The following is a 15,793-nucleotide window of genomic DNA, read 5'->3' on the forward strand; positions in this document are numbered from 1 at the left end:
TTCATCCCCCTTTTCTATTTCCCTTCAGCAATGAGTACTACATCGTCGACATTTTTTTCTGGACGAATAATTGTTCCATCTTCAATAACCATTTCCGAACCAACGATCGCTCTTTCAATCACAACATTTTTACCAATCTTTGCTCCTGGCATAACGACAGAATCAATAACCATACTACCTTCTTCCACCGTCACCCCTTGGAATAACACAGAATGCTTCACGTCCCCTTCAATGACGCATCCTTCGTTAATAAGTGATTCTTCTACTTTTGCCTTTTCTGCAATATATTGAGGTGGCTCATTTGGATTCACAGAATAAATACGCCAATTACGATCGTTTAAATTCAGCGATGTTTCATCGCGAAGTAAATCCATATTCGCTTCCCATAAGCTTTTCACCGTTCCAACATCTTTCCAATATCCTTCAAATGGATACGCCATTAGCTTCTTCCCTTCATCTAATAAAAGTGGAAGTACATCTTTTCCGAAATCATTACTAGATTCAGGATTTCTTGCATCCATCTCTAAATACTCTTTCAAAATTGCCCAGTTAAAAATATAAATTCCCATTGATGCAAGATTACTTCTTGGAAATTGTGGTTTCTCTTCAAACTCAACAATCTCCATCTCTTCATTTGTATTCATAATGCCAAAGCGACTCGCTTCATCCCAAGGTACTTCAATAACAGAAATGGATACGTCCGATTCTTTCTCAATATGGTAATCTAGCATCTTACTGTAATCCATTTTATAAATATGGTCGCCTGATAAAATAAGAACATACTCCGGTTCATACTGACTTAAATAGTTTAAATTTTGATAAATGGCACTTGCCGTACCTGTATACCACTTCACCCCTGAAGACTCCGCATAAGGAGGTAATACTGTGACTCCACCGTTTACTCGGTCTAAATCCCACGCATTTCCAATTCCGATATAATTATGAAGTTCAAGTGGTTGATATTGTGTTAAAATCCCAACCGTTTCAATACCAGAATTCGCACAGTTACTTAGCGTAAAATCAATAATGCGATATTTACCACCAAATGGAACAGCTGGCTTGGCTAAATTTTTTGTTAATGCACTTAAACGACTACCTTTTCCCCCTGCTAGTAACATTGCTACGCACTTTTGTTTTTGAGCCATCTTGTTTTTTGCTCCCCTTTCTCGTCTTCACTGGTCGTAATATGGATACGCCAAATGGTGGAATTGTAATCTCTACATGTGCTGCTTGATTATGGTACGGTTCTAGAATCGTCTTAAGACGTTTCTTATTCACTTGCCCCGAACCGCCATATTGCTCAGCATCACTGTTTAAAATCTCGTTATAATACTCGAAATCTGGTACACCTACTTTATAGTTTTCATATGTAGCTTTCGTAAAATTACATACGACAACTAACGCATCTTCTTGTTTATCCCCTTGGCGGATAAAAGAGAAAATACTTTGCTCATTATTATTAGCATCAATCCACTGAAAGCCTTCAGGTGAATGGTCAAGCTGCCAAAGTGGTTTTGAGCGCTTATACAATGCTATGAGCTCTTTAAAGTAATCATGCATATAACGATGCATTTCAAAATCATGTAAATTCCAATCTAAATCTTCAAGGTCTTTCCACTCATCAAACTGTCCGAATTCTCCTCCCATGAAAAGTAACTTCTTTCCTGGGTGAGTAAAGAAATATCCATATAATAAACGAAGCTGAGCAAACTTATCCCAGTAATCACCTGGCATTTTATTTAATAACGACTTTTTCCCATGAACGACTTCATCATGAGAAAGTGGTAATATGAAGTTTTCAGAGTACGCATATAGTAAAGAAAACGTCATTTTCTCATGAATGTGTTTCCTATATTCAGGCGCACACTCCATATATTTCAGTACATCATTCATCCAGCCCATGTTCCATTTGTAATTGAATCCAAGCCCACCTTCATACGTTGGAGTTGTTACAAGTGGCCAAGCTGTTGAATCTTCTGCCGTCATAAGAAAATCTTCATCCTCTGCAAACACTGCTTCATTTAACTCTCTTAAAAATGAAACAGCATGCTCATTACTTTGCTCTTGTCCTTCTTTATTCCAGTACAACATGTTCGCAACTGCATCTACTCTGAAACCATCAATATGGAAATATCTCATCCAAAATAACGCATTTGAAATTAAGAAATTACGTACCTCTCTCTTCCCTAAATCAAAATTGACAGTTCCCCATACTGGATTTTCTTGTACATCTTTATCTTTATATTCATAGGTCGGTGTGCCATCAAACAAATATAAACCGTGAGCATCTTTACAAAAGTGCCCCGGCACCCAATCTAAAATGACACCGATTCCATATTTATGACATTCGTCGACAAAATACATTAAATCATGCGGCGTACCAAATCTACTCGTCGCTGCATAATATCCCGTTCCTTGATATCCCCAAGAACGATCATATGGATGCTCAACAAGCGGCATAATTTCAATATGTGTAAATTGATGTTCCACCACATACGGGATGAGCTCTTCTACCATTTCCCTGTAAGAATACAGCGTTCCATCTTCTTTCTTTTTCCAAGAACCAAAATGTAATTCATAAACTGTCATCGCTTCTTTATAAATCGTTTTTTTCTTTTTCTTACGAGTCCAGTTTTTATCATTCCATTCATATCCCTTTATATCAAAAACTACAGATGCCGTATTCGGTCTTACTTCTGCATATACAGCATACGGATCTGCCTTTAAAATGACGTCACCAGCCAACGTTTCAATCGCATATTTATATATTTCTCCTTCTTTAATATGCGGTATAAACAAGGACCAAATACCTTCTTCTGTCACTTGTAGCATTTTATGTTGCTCATAATCCCACTCATTAAAATCTCCAACAACACTCATTGCTTTCGCATGAGGAGCCCACACTGTAAATCGTACCCCTTGAATCTCATCTTCCGTCACAACATGTGCGCCAAAGATGTTATAACTTTCATAGTACTTTTCTGTATGAAACTCATCTCGTTTCACTTCTTCACAATTTATTACACTCAATATGCTCACCTCACTTAGATGACAGAATTTTTTATATTTTAACTATTTCTGCGAAAAACTGCAATATCCTTGTTAATTTATAAAAAATATTCGTTTTTTTCTTAAAAATGTTAGTTTTTCTTCACATTTCCGTGTAAAATATCGAATTTTGACGAATATTCATTGAAAACGCTTTTTTATTCTTCTATATTTTTACCTATTATTTTTTCTCAACCTTTATTTTATTAGATTTATCCTATTTTTCATGCTATTTTTCATTCAAAATCAAAACAAAATAATCTTTCATAAAAAAATGTTTCTCAACATTTTTTGTCACAATTTTATTGAAATGCAAAATTCATAAGCATATACTCGCTCTCAATAAAGAACTTAGATCTTCCGTAACTATAATTCATAGTGGACTACTATGTTTACTTATTTATCCTTGTTGCGAACGGTCACTATGAAAATTTAACTAGGAGGGCTTTTTTATGTCATTAAAACAAAAAGTAGGAATGGGAGTTGTCACCGCTTCACTTGGTTTATCCCTTACATTCGGAGGTGTATTTGCCTATTTCAGTGATTCAGAAACATCGAGTAACTCATTTCAAGCCGCCTAACAACGAAACTTGGTACTGAAAAAGACGGTAAGCTGCTTGGCCAATATTATTATGCAAGACCTGACGAAAACCTTGCCGGCGATGTAAATGGTGATAAAGTAATCGATATTAAAGATGCTGAAATTATCGCTAGCAACTACATTAAAAAAGGACTAACTGTAAAAGACGGAGATCTTAATAAAGATGGAATTGTCGACGAAAAAGATATTCGCTTCGTTGAAAAGAACTTCTTGAAAAAAGGTCCAGATGCATCTAAATCACAAACACCTGTAGAAAAATCAAAAAGCGGTACACTGACAGATATTTTAAAGAAGTTAGGTTTAACACCTAAAAAATAATCATAAAGAGCACTCTATATAAAATAGAGTGCTCTTTTCTATAAATGACCCTTATCCAGCAAAAGGGGTATATTGGGGATATACAAGGGAAACCGGAAAAGGAATTTATATTGAATTATATATAAATCCAGAAGTAAGAAGCAGGTCCCCACTTCCGGATTATTTAGCAATTAATTATAGTACTGGTGCCATAGTTTCTTTTAATACTTTTACAGAATGAGCGAATTTCGCTTTTTCTTCTTCATTTAGCTCAAGTTCTACGATTTCACGTACACCTTCGCGGTTAATAACAGCTGGAACACCTACGTAAGCATCTTTCTCACCGTATTGACCTTCAAGGTATGCAGATACAGTTAATACGCTGTTCTCGTTGTTTAAGATCGCTTTAGTTACACGAAGTAGTGACATACCGATTCCGTAGTAAGTTGCACCTTTACGTTCGATGATATGGTAAGCTGCATCACGTACATTTTCGAAGATTTTATCTAAGTCTTCTTGTTTGTACTGTTCGTTGTTAGCTAAGATTGTTTCTAGTTTTTGTACACCGATAGTAGCGTGGCTCCATACTGGAAGTTCAGTGTCACCGTGCTCACCAACGATGTAAGCATGAACGTTACGTGGATCTACATCTAAGTAGTCACCTAACATGTAACGGAAACGAGCAGAGTCTAAAGTAGTACCAGAACCGATTACGCGCTCTTTCGGTAAACCAGATTCTTTCCAAGTTACGTAAGTTAAAATATCAACCGGGTTAGTTGCGATTAAGAAGATTCCATCGAATCCGCTATCCATAATGCCGCGAACGATTTGTTTAAAGATCTTTGTATTTTTCTCAACTAAGTCTAAACGAGTTTCACCTGGCTTTTGTGGTAACCCAGCAGTGATAACAACTAGATCTGCATCTTTACAATCTGCATAGCTACCGCTCCAAACTTTTGTTGGTGATGGAGAGAATGGTACCGCATGGCTTAAGTCCATTGCTTCCCCTTCTGCTTTTGCTTCATTAACATCTACTAATACGAATTCTTCAGCTACACCTTGGTTGATCATTGAGTAAGCGTAACTACAACCTACAGCTCCTGTTCCTACTAATACTACACGATTGATACCTTTTTTCATGGTAATTTCCCCTCTCTATTGTTCACATATATTTTTTTATGATTGTTTAAGTAATTAATTAAAATACTAATTTAATGTTGTTTAACTTCTTTACATTCATATTGTAGCACGTATTATTGTGAATTACTTCACAATTTATGACCTATTTGTGAACTTTTTCACATAGAGTGTAAAGTTGTTAGATCAGGTGTGGAATCCATACCAAATTAGGTGTTTTCTTTAGATTGTGAATAAAAATGTATGATTCAATTACTCACTGTAACTAAATTCACTTTCTATAATAAAAATCCTAACATTCACAAAAAATGTAATCACATTATAAGATTAAACTGACTGATCACATCATTCCCTTACAAGATGGACGTCAATTAGCTTATATAGAATACGGTTAAATAAATGAATTAGCCTATACTTTATCACCTCCCTTTTAATCATTACTATATATTAAAAAATATCCGTTAAAATTATGCATTCTTTTCTAATAATAAACCATTCAATATAAGTGATAGGCTATGCAAAGCTTTAGACAACCGTGCCTCTGCATCTTCAGAATTCGCAATCCAACAAGCAAGGTCCACTAGTCCGCCATTTATAAATCTTGCTAAAGCTTCACAGTCCGTCTTTTCAATAATACAGTCCTTCATTAATTGCTGAAGCATCTCGGCCATCGTCACTAAACATTGTGACTGTGATGATTGATAATAACTAGTTCCTAATACTGCTGGTGCATCTCGAAGTACGATTCGCTGAATTTCTGGATTAAGTGCCATCGTTAAATATGCACGACAACGCCCAACAAACCCTTCCCATTTTCCTTCCGCTTCATCTGATACTTTCCCTAATTTATTATCCATTTCCATATCAATTTCTTTTACAACTGCTTCTAACAATCCTTTTTTATCACCAAAATGATGATAAATTGCACCACGTGTTAAACCGACAGATGCTGTAAAATCATCCATAGACGTATTTACATATCCAACTGTACCAAAAGCCTCTCTTGCTGCCCACAGCAATTTAGCACGTGTTTCAGTAATCATTTCTGCTCTCGTTTTTTTAATCATCTTTTCCTCCTACTTCTATTCATTCTCTTTATTCAAAATGAATTGCACTATAGTATCGTTCTCTATATAAAAGAATAACTCCTTTAAACATCGGCTCTATCCAGAGATAAAACATTTCAATTGACATACGCTCCGTATGTTAATATGATATTGGCATACGGTGCGTATGTCAATTATTTCTAGCTTACAAGATAATATAACTTCTTACCTATACCCTACATTGACTCACTGCCCCTTTTTATAGAAGGTATTAATGAAACAGAGGAGGAGTTAAAAGAATGAAGAATGTATATGTACACGTCAAATATTGTGGTGATTATCATGTTTAATTCCTACCGTGAGATTTTCAGTGCTCCTGGTACAAAAGGATTCTCATTAGCAGGATTTATAGCTCGTATGCCCATATCAATGATGGGTATTGGTATTGTTACCATGTTATCTCAAGTAAGTGGTGACTATTGGCTTGCTGGAGCTGTTGCAGCTACCTTTACATTATCATCAGCTTTACTAGCTCCTCATATTTCTCGGATGGCTGATCAATTAGGGCAATCTCGCATACTTCTTCCGACTACAGGTATTAGCGTTTTCTTTACAATCCTCTTACTTCTATGTACGAAATATGAAGCTCCTTATTGGACGCTATTTCTATCCGCTTTATGTGCAGGTTGTATGCCAAATATGTCAGCTATGGTACGTGCACGTTGGACTAAACTATACCGCGGATCCCATAAATTGCATACAGCATTTTCCTTCGAATCGGTCGTCGACGAAATTTGCTTCATAATTGGTCCTGTATTATCTGTCAGTTTAAGTGTTATGTTCTTCCCAGAAGCAGCGCCACTTTTATCATCTGTTTTTCTTACAATCGGGGTATGCCTATTTACTATGCAAAAAAGCACAGAACCGCCTGTACACCCTCGCGACATTACAAACAACGGAACAGTATTTAAAATTGGTTCTTTGCGAGTACTAGTATTCACACTCATTGCTATAGGTACTATCTTCGGCACAATAGATGTCGTTAGTGTAGCTTTTGCTGAGCAGCAAGGAAACACAGTAGCTGCTAGCTTTGTACTTTCTGTCTATGCAATCGGTTCATGCCTGGCAGGCCTTATTTTCGGTACCCTTAAACTCAATACCCCACCCTATAATCAGTTTTTAATAGCGGTCACACTTTCCATGATAACAATGCTGCCACTAGTTTTTGTAAACAGTATTACTTGGCTAGTAGTTATTGTTTTCTTTGCAGGGCTATCTGTCGCTCCTACTATGATTATTACTATGGGGCTTGTGGAAAAAATCGTACCTGAATCAAAGATAACCGAAGGAATGACTTGGGCAATTACAGGACTTGGAATTGGAGTCTCCCTAGGATCAGCGATAGCTGGTTTAGTTATTGATAACTTTGGAGCCCATGTAGGATTTAATGTGGCTATTATAGCAGGAGGCCTTGCCTTAACTATTGCACTTTTAGGCTACAAAACTCTTCACTCCGCATATAGTCATGTTGTTATTAAACAAGATGAACATTCAATAGAAAGTTAAAACATATTCAAAAAATAGGATTACCTTTTCTTATGTATGAGAAAAGGTAATCCTATTTTAAACTTATTATTTATAATCTGTCATAGCTTCTTCTATATCTATACACAACAAAAAAGAGATAGCAGATTATGCTATCTCTTTTAGTATGACCCGTACGGGATTCGAACCCGTGTTACCGCCGTGAAAGGGCGGTGTCTTAACCACTTGACCAACGGGCCAGTTCTGGCAGAGAAGAAGGGATTCGAACCCTCGCACCGCGTTCGCGATCTACTCCCTTAGCAGGGGAGCCCCTTGAGCCACTTGGGTACTTCTCTATAAATATGGCTCCGCAGGTAGGACTCGAACCTACGACCGATCGGTTAACAGCCGATAGCTCTACCACTGAGCTACTGCGGAACAATTATGGTGGGCCTAAATGGACTCGAACCATCGACCTCACGCTTATCAGGCGTGCGCTCTAACCAGCTGAGCTATAGGCCCATAATTGAAAAGCGGGTGAAGAGAATCGAACTCTCGACCAGAGCTTGGAAGGCTCTTGTTTTACCACTAAACTACACCCGCATAAAATTGAAAATGGTGAGCCATGAAGGATTCGAACCTTCGACCCTCTGATTAAAAGTCAGATGCTCTACCAACTGAGCTAATGGCTCATTTTGAAAGTGGTGCCGGCTAGAGGACTTGAACCCCCAACCTACTGATTACAAGTCAGTTGCTCTACCAATTGAGCTAAGCCGGCTTGCGACTTCAAAATGGTGGCTCGGGACGGAATCGAACCGCCGACACGAGGATTTTCAGTCCTCTGCTCTACCGACTGAGCTACCGAGCCTTATTAAAATGGCGGTCCCGACCGGGGTCGAACCGGCGATCTCCTGCGTGACAGGCAGGCATGTTAACCACTACACCACGGGACCATTTGGTTGCGGGGACAGGATTTGAACCTGCGACCTTCGGGTTATGAGCCCGACGAGCTACCGTACTGCTCCACCCCGCGATGATATAATATGTAATTTAAGAAAAAATGGAGGAGGTAGAGGGATTCGAACCCCCGCGCGACTCTCGCCGCCTGTCGGTTTTCAAGACCGATCCCTTCAGCCGAACTTGGGTATACCTCCGAGATATAAACCTTTAGTGGTGGACCTTGTAGGACTCGAACCTACGACCGGACGGTTATGAGCCGTCTGCTCTAACCAGCTGAGCTAAAGGTCCTTTATGGTAGCGGCGGAGGGGATCGAACCCCCGACCTCACGGGTATGAACCGTACGCTCTAGCCAGCTGAGCTACACCGCCATAAATGATATTAAAATAAGTGGAGCCTAGCGGGATCGAACCGCTGACCTCCTGCGTGCAAGGCAGGCGCTCTCCCAGCTGAGCTAAGGCCCCATGTTTTTGGGAATATCGGGAAGACAGGATTTGAACCTGCGACCCCCTGGTCCCAAACCAGGTGCTCTACCAAGCTGAGCCACTTCCCGTTAATAAAAGCGCGCCCGAGAGGAGTCGAACCCCTAACCTCTTGATCCGTAGTCAAACGCTCTATCCAATTGAGCTACGGGCGCATATGGTGCCGAGGGCGGGGGTCGAACCCGCACGGTGGTCACCCACCGCAGGATTTTAAGTCCTGTGCGTCTGCCTGTTCCGCCACCCCGGCATGTCATATTGAAAATTGGAGCGGAAGACGGGATTCGAACCCGCGACCCCAACCTTGGCAAGGTTGTATTCTACCACTGAACTACTTCCGCAAGACATGTTTGAGATATTTTATTAAAAGTGCGGGTGAAGGGAGTCGAACCCCCACGCCAAAGGCGCTAGATCCTAAGTCTAGTGCGTCTGCCAATTCCGCCACACCCGCATATTAATATTTTAAGAAAAAATGGGGCGACTGATGGGAATCGAACCCACGAATGCCGGAGCCACAATCCGGTGCGTTAACCACTTCGCCACAACCGCCATGATTTTCTGGTGCCGACTAGAGGACTTGAACCCCCAACCTACTGATTACAAGTCAGTTGCTCTACCAATTGAGCTAAGTCGGCTAAATGGTGGAGGATGACGGGATCGAACCGCCGACCCCCTGCTTGTAAGGCAGGTGCTCTCCCAGCTGAGCTAATCCTCCATTTGCCTGGCAACGTCCTACTCTCACAGGGACAAGGTCCCAACTACCATCGGCGCTAGAGAGCTTAACTTCCGTGTTCGGTATGGGAACGGGTGTGACCTCTCTGCCATCATTACCAGACTGTATTCATTTAAGACAAGAATCATTGTAACTCATTTAACTTTTAAAGTCAACAAGTTTTTTATATTCTTTCAAAACTAGATAACATCGCTTCATATTATATGGTTAAGTCCTCGATCTATTAGTATTCGTCAGCTCCACATGTCACCATGCTTCCACCTCGAACCTATCAACCTGATCATCTTTCAGGGATCTTACTAGCTTACGCTATGGGAAATCTCATCTTGAGGGGGGCTTCATGCTTAGATGCTTTCAGCACTTATCCCTTCCGCACATAGCTACCCAGCTATGCCCTTGGCAGAACAACTGGTACACCAGCGGTGCGTCCATCCCGGTCCTCTCGTACTAAGGACAGCTCCTCTCAAATTTCCTACGCCCACGACGGATAGGGACCGAACTGTCTCACGACGTTCTGAACCCAGCTCGCGTACCGCTTTAATGGGCGAACAGCCCAACCCTTGGGACCGACTACAGCCCCAGGATGCGATGAGCCGACATCGAGGTGCCAAACCTCCCCGTCGATGTGGACTCTTGGGGGAGATAAGCCTGTTATCCCCGGGGTAGCTTTTATCCGTTGAGCGATGGCCCTTCCATGCGGAACCACCGGATCACTAAGCCCGACTTTCGTCCCTGCTCGACTTGTAGGTCTCGCAGTCAAGCTCCCTTATGCCTTTGCACTCTACGAATGATTTCCAACCATTCTGAGGGAACCTTTGGGCGCCTCCGTTACACTTTAGGAGGCGACCGCCCCAGTCAAACTGCCCACCTGACACTGTCTCCCGGGTCGATAAGACCCGTAGGTTAGAATTTCAATACAGTCAGGGCGGTATCCCACCAGCGCCTCCACCGAAGCTAGCGCTCCGGTTTCAATGGCTCCCGCCTATCCTGTACAAACTGTACCAAAATTCAATATCAGGCTACAGTAAAGCTCCACGGGGTCTTTCCGTCCTGTCGCGGGTAACCTGCATCTTCACAGGTACTATAATTTCACCGAGTCTCTGGTTGAGACAGTGCCCAAATCGTTACACCTTTCGTGCGGGTCGGAACTTACCCGACAAGGAATTTCGCTACCTTAGGACCGTTATAGTTACGGCCGCCGTTTACTGGGGCTTCAGTTCAGAGCTTCGCTTACGCTAACCCCTCTCCTTAACCTTCCAGCACCGGGCAGGTGTCACCCCCTATACTTCGCCTTACGGCTTCGCAGAGAGCTGTGTTTTTGCTAAACAGTCGCTTGGGCCTATTCACTGCGGCTTTCCGTTAAGAAAGCACCCCTTCTCCCGAAGTTACGGGGTCATTTTGCCGAGTTCCTTAACCAGAGTTCTCTCGCACACCTTAGGATTCTCTCCTCGCCTACCTGTGTCGGTTTGCGGTACAGGCACCTTTTATCTCGCTAGAAGCTTTTCTTGGCAGCGGGGAATCAAAGACTTCGCTCCATAAGGAGCTTCCCCATCACAGCTCAGCCTTTACGATAAGCGGATTTGCCTACTTATCAGCCTAACTGCTTGGACGTGCACAACCAATCGCACGCTTCTTCTATCCTTCTGCGTCCCTCCATTGCTCAAACGATAAAGAGGTGGTACAGGAATATCAACCTGTTGTCCATCGCCTACGCCTGTCGGCCTCGGCTTAGGTCCTGACTAACCCTGAGCGGACGAGCCTTCCTCAGGAAACCTTAGGCATTCGGTGGACGGGATTCTCACCCGTCTTTCGCTACTCATACCGGCATTCTCACTTCTAAGCGCTCCACCAGTCCTTCCGGTCTGACTTCACTGCACTTAGAACGCTCCCCTACCACTGATACCATTGGTATCAATTCGCAGCTTCGGTGGTGTATTTAGCCCCGGTACATTTTCGGCGCAGAGTCACTCGACTAGTGAGCTATTACGCACTCTTTAAATGGTGGCTGCTTCTAAGCCAACATCCTAGTTGTCTAAGCAACTCCACATCCTTTTCCACTTAATACACACTTTGGGACCTTAGCTGGCGATCTGGGCTGTTTCCCTCTTGACTACGGATCTTATCACTCGCAGTCTGACTCCTAAGGATAAGTCATTGGCATTCGGAGTTTGACTGAATTCGGTAATCCGATGAGGACCCCTAGTTCAATCAGTGCTCTACCTCCAAGACTCTTACACTTAAGGCTAGCCCTAAAGCTATTTCGGGGAGAACCAGCTATCTCCAGGTTCGATTGGAATTTCTCCGCTACCCACACCTCATCCCCGCACTTTTCAACGTGCGTGGGTTCGGGCCTCCATTCAGTGTTACCTGAACTTCACCCTGGACATGGGTAGATCACCTGGTTTCGGGTCTACGACCACGTACTAAACGCCCTATTCAGACTCGCTTTCGCTGCGGCTCCGCCTCTTCAGCTTAACCTTGCACGGGATCGTAACTCGCCGGTTCATTCTACAAAAGGCACGCCATCACCCATTAACGGGCTCTGACTATTTGTAGGCACACGGTTTCAGGATCTCTTTCACTCCCCTTCCGGGGTGCTTTTCACCTTTCCCTCACGGTACTGGTTCACTATCGATCACTAGGGAGTATTTAGCCTTGGGAGATGGTCCTCCCAGATTCCGACGGAATTTCACGTGTTCCGCCGTACTCAGGATACATTCAAGAGAGAACGAAGTTTCGACTACGGGGTTGTTACCCTCTACGACGGACCTTTCCAGGTCGCTTCGTCTACCTCGTTCCTTTGTAACTCCGTATAGAATGTCCTACAACCCCAAGAGGCAAGCCTCTTGGTTTGGGCTATGTTCCGTTTCGCTCGCCGCTACTCAGGAAATCGCATTTGCTTTCTCTTCCTCCAGGTACTTAGATGTTTCAGTTCCCTGGGTCTGTCTTCCATACCCTATGTATTCAGGTAAGGATACCATACCATTACGTATAGTGGGTTTCCCCATTCGGAAATCTTCGGATCAAAGCTTACTTACAGCTCCCCGAAGCATATCGGCGTTAGTCCCGTCCTTCATCGACTCCTAGTGTCAAGGCATCCACCGTGCGCCCTTTCTAACTTAACCAAACTAAAATTAAAAAAATATGAGCTACACTGTTATCTAGTTTTCAAAGAACATACATTTATATATGAGAGATAGTTCTCTCAAAACTGAACAAAACGAAACACGGAAACTTATATTGATAAGCAGCGCTTATCAATTCTCCATAGAAAGGAGGTGATCCAGCCGCACCTTCCGATACGGCTACCTTGTTACGACTTCACCCCAATCATCTGTCCCACCTTAGGCGGCTGGCTCCAAAAAGGTTACCCCACCGACTTCGGGTGTTACAAACTCTCGTGGTGTGACGGGCGGTGTGTACAAGGCCCGGGAACGTATTCACCGCGGCATGCTGATCCGCGATTACTAGCGATTCCAGCTTCATGTAGGCGAGTTGCAGCCTACAATCCGAACTGAGAACGGTTTTATGAGATTAGCTCCACCTCGCGGTCTTGCAGCTCTTTGTACCGTCCATTGTAGCACGTGTGTAGCCCAGGTCATAAGGGGCATGATGATTTGACGTCATCCCCACCTTCCTCCGGTTTGTCACCGGCAGTCACCTTAGAGTGCCCAACTTAATGATGGCAACTAAGATCAAGGGTTGCGCTCGTTGCGGGACTTAACCCAACATCTCACGACACGAGCTGACGACAACCATGCACCACCTGTCACTCTGCTCCCGAAGGAGAAGCCCTATCTCTAGGGTTTTCAGAGGATGTCAAGACCTGGTAAGGTTCTTCGCGTTGCTTCGAATTAAACCACATGCTCCACCGCTTGTGCGGGCCCCCGTCAATTCCTTTGAGTTTCAGCCTTGCGGCCGTACTCCCCAGGCGGAGTGCTTAATGCGTTAACTTCAGCACTAAAGGGCGGAAACCCTCTAACACTTAGCACTCATCGTTTACGGCGTGGACTACCAGGGTATCTAATCCTGTTTGCTCCCCACGCTTTCGCGCCTCAGTGTCAGTTACAGACCAGAAAGTCGCCTTCGCCACTGGTGTTCCTCCATATCTCTACGCATTTCACCGCTACACATGGAATTCCACTTTCCTCTTCTGCACTCAAGTCTCCCAGTTTCCAATGACCCTCCACGGTTGAGCCGTGGGCTTTCACATCAGACTTAAGAAACCACCTGCGCGCGCTTTACGCCCAATAATTCCGGATAACGCTTGCCACCTACGTATTACCGCGGCTGCTGGCACGTAGTTAGCCGTGGCTTTCTGGTTAGGTACCGTCAAGGTGCCAGCTTATTCAACTAGCACTTGTTCTTCCCTAACAACAGAGTTTTACGACCCGAAAGCCTTCATCACTCACGCGGCGTTGCTCCGTCAGACTTTCGTCCATTGCGGAAGATTCCCTACTGCTGCCTCCCGTAGGAGTCTGGGCCGTGTCTCAGTCCCAGTGTGGCCGATCACCCTCTCAGGTCGGCTACGCATCGTTGCCTTGGTGAGCCGTTACCTCACCAACTAGCTAATGCGACGCGGGTCCATCCATAAGTGACAGCCGAAGCCGCCTTTCAATTTCGAACCATGCAGTTCAAAATGTTATCCGGTATTAGCCCCGGTTTCCCGGAGTTATCCCAGTCTTATGGGCAGGTTACCCACGTGTTACTCACCCGTCCGCCGCTAACTTCTTGAGAGCAAGCCCTCAATCCATTCGCTCGACTTGCATGTATTAGGCACGCCGCCAGCGTTCATCCTGAGCCAGGATCAAACTCTCCAATAAAGTTAGTTTGTCTAGCATCTAAAAATAAAAATTGACGTTTCACGTTGTTTGTTTCGTTCAGTTTTCAAAGAACTACTTGGTCGCTCATTTGCGACTTCCTTATGTTAACATCTTCGTTTTTCGATGTCAACTAAGTTTTTCAATTTCTTTTTTGTCGTTTTCTGCGTTTCCGCATCAGCGACGGTTATTAATATATCATGGTGAAAAATGAAATGCAACACCTTTTATATACTTTTTTAAAAACTGCCCACATTTCTTTTTTAATATCATATACTTAAACGAAATATCTCTTTCATGTATGATTAATTCCTACATATATTTTATATAAAGTTACTCTATCAAAAAACGTTTCTTTCTATAATAAGCGTTTTATTCATATACCATATCATACAAGGAGGAATATATATGGACTATACCGATTTATTAATCAAACTAGGTCTCTCGGCTATTTTAGGATTTGCCATTGGTTTAGAACGCGAATTAAAACGGAAACCACTTGGTTTAAAAACGTGTTTAGTTATTTCTATTATTAGTTGCCTCCTAACAATTGTTTCTATTAAAGCAGCTTATAACTTACCACATACCGATCATATGAATATGGATCCACTTCGACTTGCCGCTCAAATTGTATCAGGAATTGGTTTTTTAGGTGCTGGCGTAATTTTAAGAAGAGGCAACGATAGCATTGCAGGACTCACGACTGCCGCTATGATTTGGGGTGCTTCTGGTATTGGTATTGCCGTTGGAGCTGGTTTCTATATCGAGGCAATTTTCGGAATGTGTTTTCTTATGATTAGTGTCGAACTTATACCATTGACAATGAAGTTTGTAGGTCCTAGATCATTTCGTCAACGTGATATTGCAGTGAAACTTGTTGTGCGAAATATGGACAATATCCCGGTTGTAATCGAGGAGATAAAAGAAATGGATATAAACGTTAAAAATATGAAGCTTAAAACGTTAGAAAACGGTTCTCACTATTTACATCTTAAACTGTCCATTGATCAAAAAAGACATACCGCTGATGTTTACTATACTCTCCAGCATCTTGAAAGTGTCCAACAAACTGAAGTGGAAAGTATGTAGCATAAAATAAACTCTCTTTAATTAGAGAGTTTTTCTTTTTTCTATAATGGTAACAATGAAT

The 15,793-nt window shown here is 42.6% G+C and carries 6 protein-coding genes, 22 tRNA genes, 3 rRNA genes and 2 pseudogenes; 4 read left to right on the forward strand and 29 right to left on the reverse strand.

Annotated elements, in window-relative coordinates:
• Nucleotides 1-14: 14 nt before the first annotated feature.
• Both glgC and glgB read right to left on the reverse strand, forming a co-directional pair.
• Nucleotides 15-1,145 carry a glucose-1-phosphate adenylyltransferase gene (glgC, locus tag AC0ONG_RS23170; protein ID WP_000057602.1) on the reverse strand — a complete coding sequence of 377 codons (1,131 nt, stop codon included), beginning with the start codon at nt 1,143-1,145 and terminating at the stop codon, nt 15-17.
• The gene (gene glgB / locus AC0ONG_RS23175) at nt 1,093-3,030 is read right to left on the reverse strand and encodes a 1,4-alpha-glucan branching protein GlgB (RefSeq protein WP_000111408.1); all 1,938 of its coding nucleotides are present in this window, start codon (nt 3,028-3,030) and stop codon (nt 1,093-1,095) included. The genes glgC and glgB overlap by 53 nt, the downstream gene beginning before the upstream one ends.
• A gap of 470 nt (nt 3,031-3,500) precedes the next feature.
• On the opposite strand from glgB, the pseudogene AC0ONG_RS23180 reads away from it, so the two are divergent.
• Nucleotides 3,501-3,623, forward strand: a pseudogene (locus tag AC0ONG_RS23180) (TasA family protein); the annotation flags it as partial.
• Nucleotides 3,614-3,967, forward strand: a pseudogene (locus AC0ONG_RS23185) (dockerin type I domain-containing protein); the annotation flags it as partial. The pseudogenes AC0ONG_RS23180 and AC0ONG_RS23185, both read left to right, overlap by 10 nt.
• Before the next feature lie 174 nt (nt 3,968-4,141).
• Here AC0ONG_RS23185 and AC0ONG_RS23190 read toward each other — a convergent pair.
• Nucleotides 4,142-5,086, reverse strand: coding sequence for an L-lactate dehydrogenase (locus tag AC0ONG_RS23190; RefSeq protein ID WP_000715339.1), 945 nt, complete (start codon nt 5,084-5,086; stop codon nt 4,142-4,144).
• 464 nt (nt 5,087-5,550) lie between these two features.
• Nucleotides 5,551-6,150 (reverse strand): TetR/AcrR family transcriptional regulator, encoded by a 600-nt coding sequence (locus AC0ONG_RS23195; protein ID WP_000592777.1) that lies wholly within the window; start codon nt 6,148-6,150, stop codon nt 5,551-5,553.
• 321 nt (nt 6,151-6,471) lie between these two features.
• On the opposite strand from AC0ONG_RS23195, the gene AC0ONG_RS23200 reads away from it, so the two are divergent.
• Nucleotides 6,472-7,695 (forward strand): MFS transporter, encoded by a 1,224-nt coding sequence (locus AC0ONG_RS23200; protein ID WP_015945917.1) that lies wholly within the window; start codon nt 6,472-6,474, stop codon nt 7,693-7,695.
• Nucleotides 7,696-7,841: 146 nt separating this feature from the next.
• Here the strand turns inward: AC0ONG_RS23200 and AC0ONG_RS23205 are convergent.
• From AC0ONG_RS23205 to AC0ONG_RS23325, 25 genes are all read right to left on the reverse strand, one after another.
• Nucleotides 7,842-7,913, reverse strand: a tRNA-Glu gene (locus tag AC0ONG_RS23205).
• 5 nt (nt 7,914-7,918) lie between these two features.
• Nucleotides 7,919-8,009 (reverse strand) — tRNA-Ser (locus tag AC0ONG_RS23210).
• Between the two features lie 7 nt (nt 8,010-8,016).
• Nucleotides 8,017-8,091: transfer RNA gene (locus tag AC0ONG_RS23215), tRNA-Asn, on the reverse strand.
• 7 nt (nt 8,092-8,098) lie between these two features.
• A tRNA-Ile gene (locus AC0ONG_RS23220) sits at nt 8,099-8,175 on the reverse strand.
• A gap of 10 nt (nt 8,176-8,185) precedes the next feature.
• Nucleotides 8,186-8,256, reverse strand: a tRNA-Gly gene (locus AC0ONG_RS23225).
• Between the two features lie 13 nt (nt 8,257-8,269).
• Nucleotides 8,270-8,345: transfer RNA gene (locus tag AC0ONG_RS23230), tRNA-Lys, on the reverse strand.
• A gap of 10 nt (nt 8,346-8,355) precedes the next feature.
• A tRNA-Thr gene (locus tag AC0ONG_RS23235) sits at nt 8,356-8,431 on the reverse strand.
• A gap of 14 nt (nt 8,432-8,445) precedes the next feature.
• Nucleotides 8,446-8,521 (reverse strand) — tRNA-Phe (locus AC0ONG_RS23240).
• Between the two features lie 9 nt (nt 8,522-8,530).
• Nucleotides 8,531-8,606: transfer RNA gene (locus AC0ONG_RS23245), tRNA-Asp, on the reverse strand.
• 3 nt (nt 8,607-8,609) lie between these two features.
• Nucleotides 8,610-8,686 (reverse strand) — tRNA-Met (locus tag AC0ONG_RS23250).
• Between the two features lie 28 nt (nt 8,687-8,714).
• Nucleotides 8,715-8,807, reverse strand: a tRNA-Ser gene (locus AC0ONG_RS23255).
• A gap of 17 nt (nt 8,808-8,824) precedes the next feature.
• A tRNA-Ile gene (locus tag AC0ONG_RS23260) sits at nt 8,825-8,901 on the reverse strand.
• A gap of 4 nt (nt 8,902-8,905) precedes the next feature.
• Nucleotides 8,906-8,982: transfer RNA gene (locus AC0ONG_RS23265), tRNA-Met, on the reverse strand.
• 20 nt (nt 8,983-9,002) lie between these two features.
• A tRNA-Ala gene (locus AC0ONG_RS23270) sits at nt 9,003-9,075 on the reverse strand.
• Between the two features lie 15 nt (nt 9,076-9,090).
• Nucleotides 9,091-9,164 (reverse strand) — tRNA-Pro (locus tag AC0ONG_RS23275).
• 10 nt (nt 9,165-9,174) lie between these two features.
• Nucleotides 9,175-9,248: transfer RNA gene (locus AC0ONG_RS23280), tRNA-Arg, on the reverse strand.
• Between the two features lie 3 nt (nt 9,249-9,251).
• Nucleotides 9,252-9,340 (reverse strand) — tRNA-Leu (locus tag AC0ONG_RS23285).
• Between the two features lie 16 nt (nt 9,341-9,356).
• Nucleotides 9,357-9,431 (reverse strand) — tRNA-Gly (locus AC0ONG_RS23290).
• Nucleotides 9,432-9,460: 29 nt separating this feature from the next.
• Nucleotides 9,461-9,541 (reverse strand) — tRNA-Leu (locus AC0ONG_RS23295).
• Nucleotides 9,542-9,563: 22 nt separating this feature from the next.
• Nucleotides 9,564-9,639 (reverse strand) — tRNA-His (locus tag AC0ONG_RS23300).
• A gap of 10 nt (nt 9,640-9,649) precedes the next feature.
• Nucleotides 9,650-9,725, reverse strand: a tRNA-Thr gene (locus tag AC0ONG_RS23305).
• A 4-nt stretch (nt 9,726-9,729) separates the two neighbouring features.
• Nucleotides 9,730-9,805, reverse strand: a tRNA-Val gene (locus AC0ONG_RS23310).
• A gap of 4 nt (nt 9,806-9,809) precedes the next feature.
• Nucleotides 9,810-9,925: ribosomal RNA gene (gene rrf / locus AC0ONG_RS23315) — 5S ribosomal RNA — on the reverse strand.
• Between the two features lie 101 nt (nt 9,926-10,026).
• A 23S ribosomal RNA gene (locus AC0ONG_RS23320) occupies nt 10,027-12,948 on the reverse strand.
• Between the two features lie 146 nt (nt 12,949-13,094).
• A 16S ribosomal RNA gene (locus AC0ONG_RS23325) occupies nt 13,095-14,646 on the reverse strand.
• The 16S, 23S and 5S rRNA genes sit together here with 22 tRNA genes alongside, the layout of an rRNA operon.
• Nucleotides 14,647-15,051: 405 nt before the next feature.
• On the opposite strand from AC0ONG_RS23325, the gene AC0ONG_RS23330 reads away from it, so the two are divergent.
• A complete protein-coding gene (locus AC0ONG_RS23330) occupies nt 15,052-15,732 on the forward strand; it encodes an MgtC/SapB family protein (RefSeq protein WP_000386682.1) in 681 nt (226 codons plus the stop codon).
• Nucleotides 15,733-15,793 lie beyond the last annotated feature (61 nt).

Source organism: Bacillus sp. TCT6 (assembly GCF_056033845.1).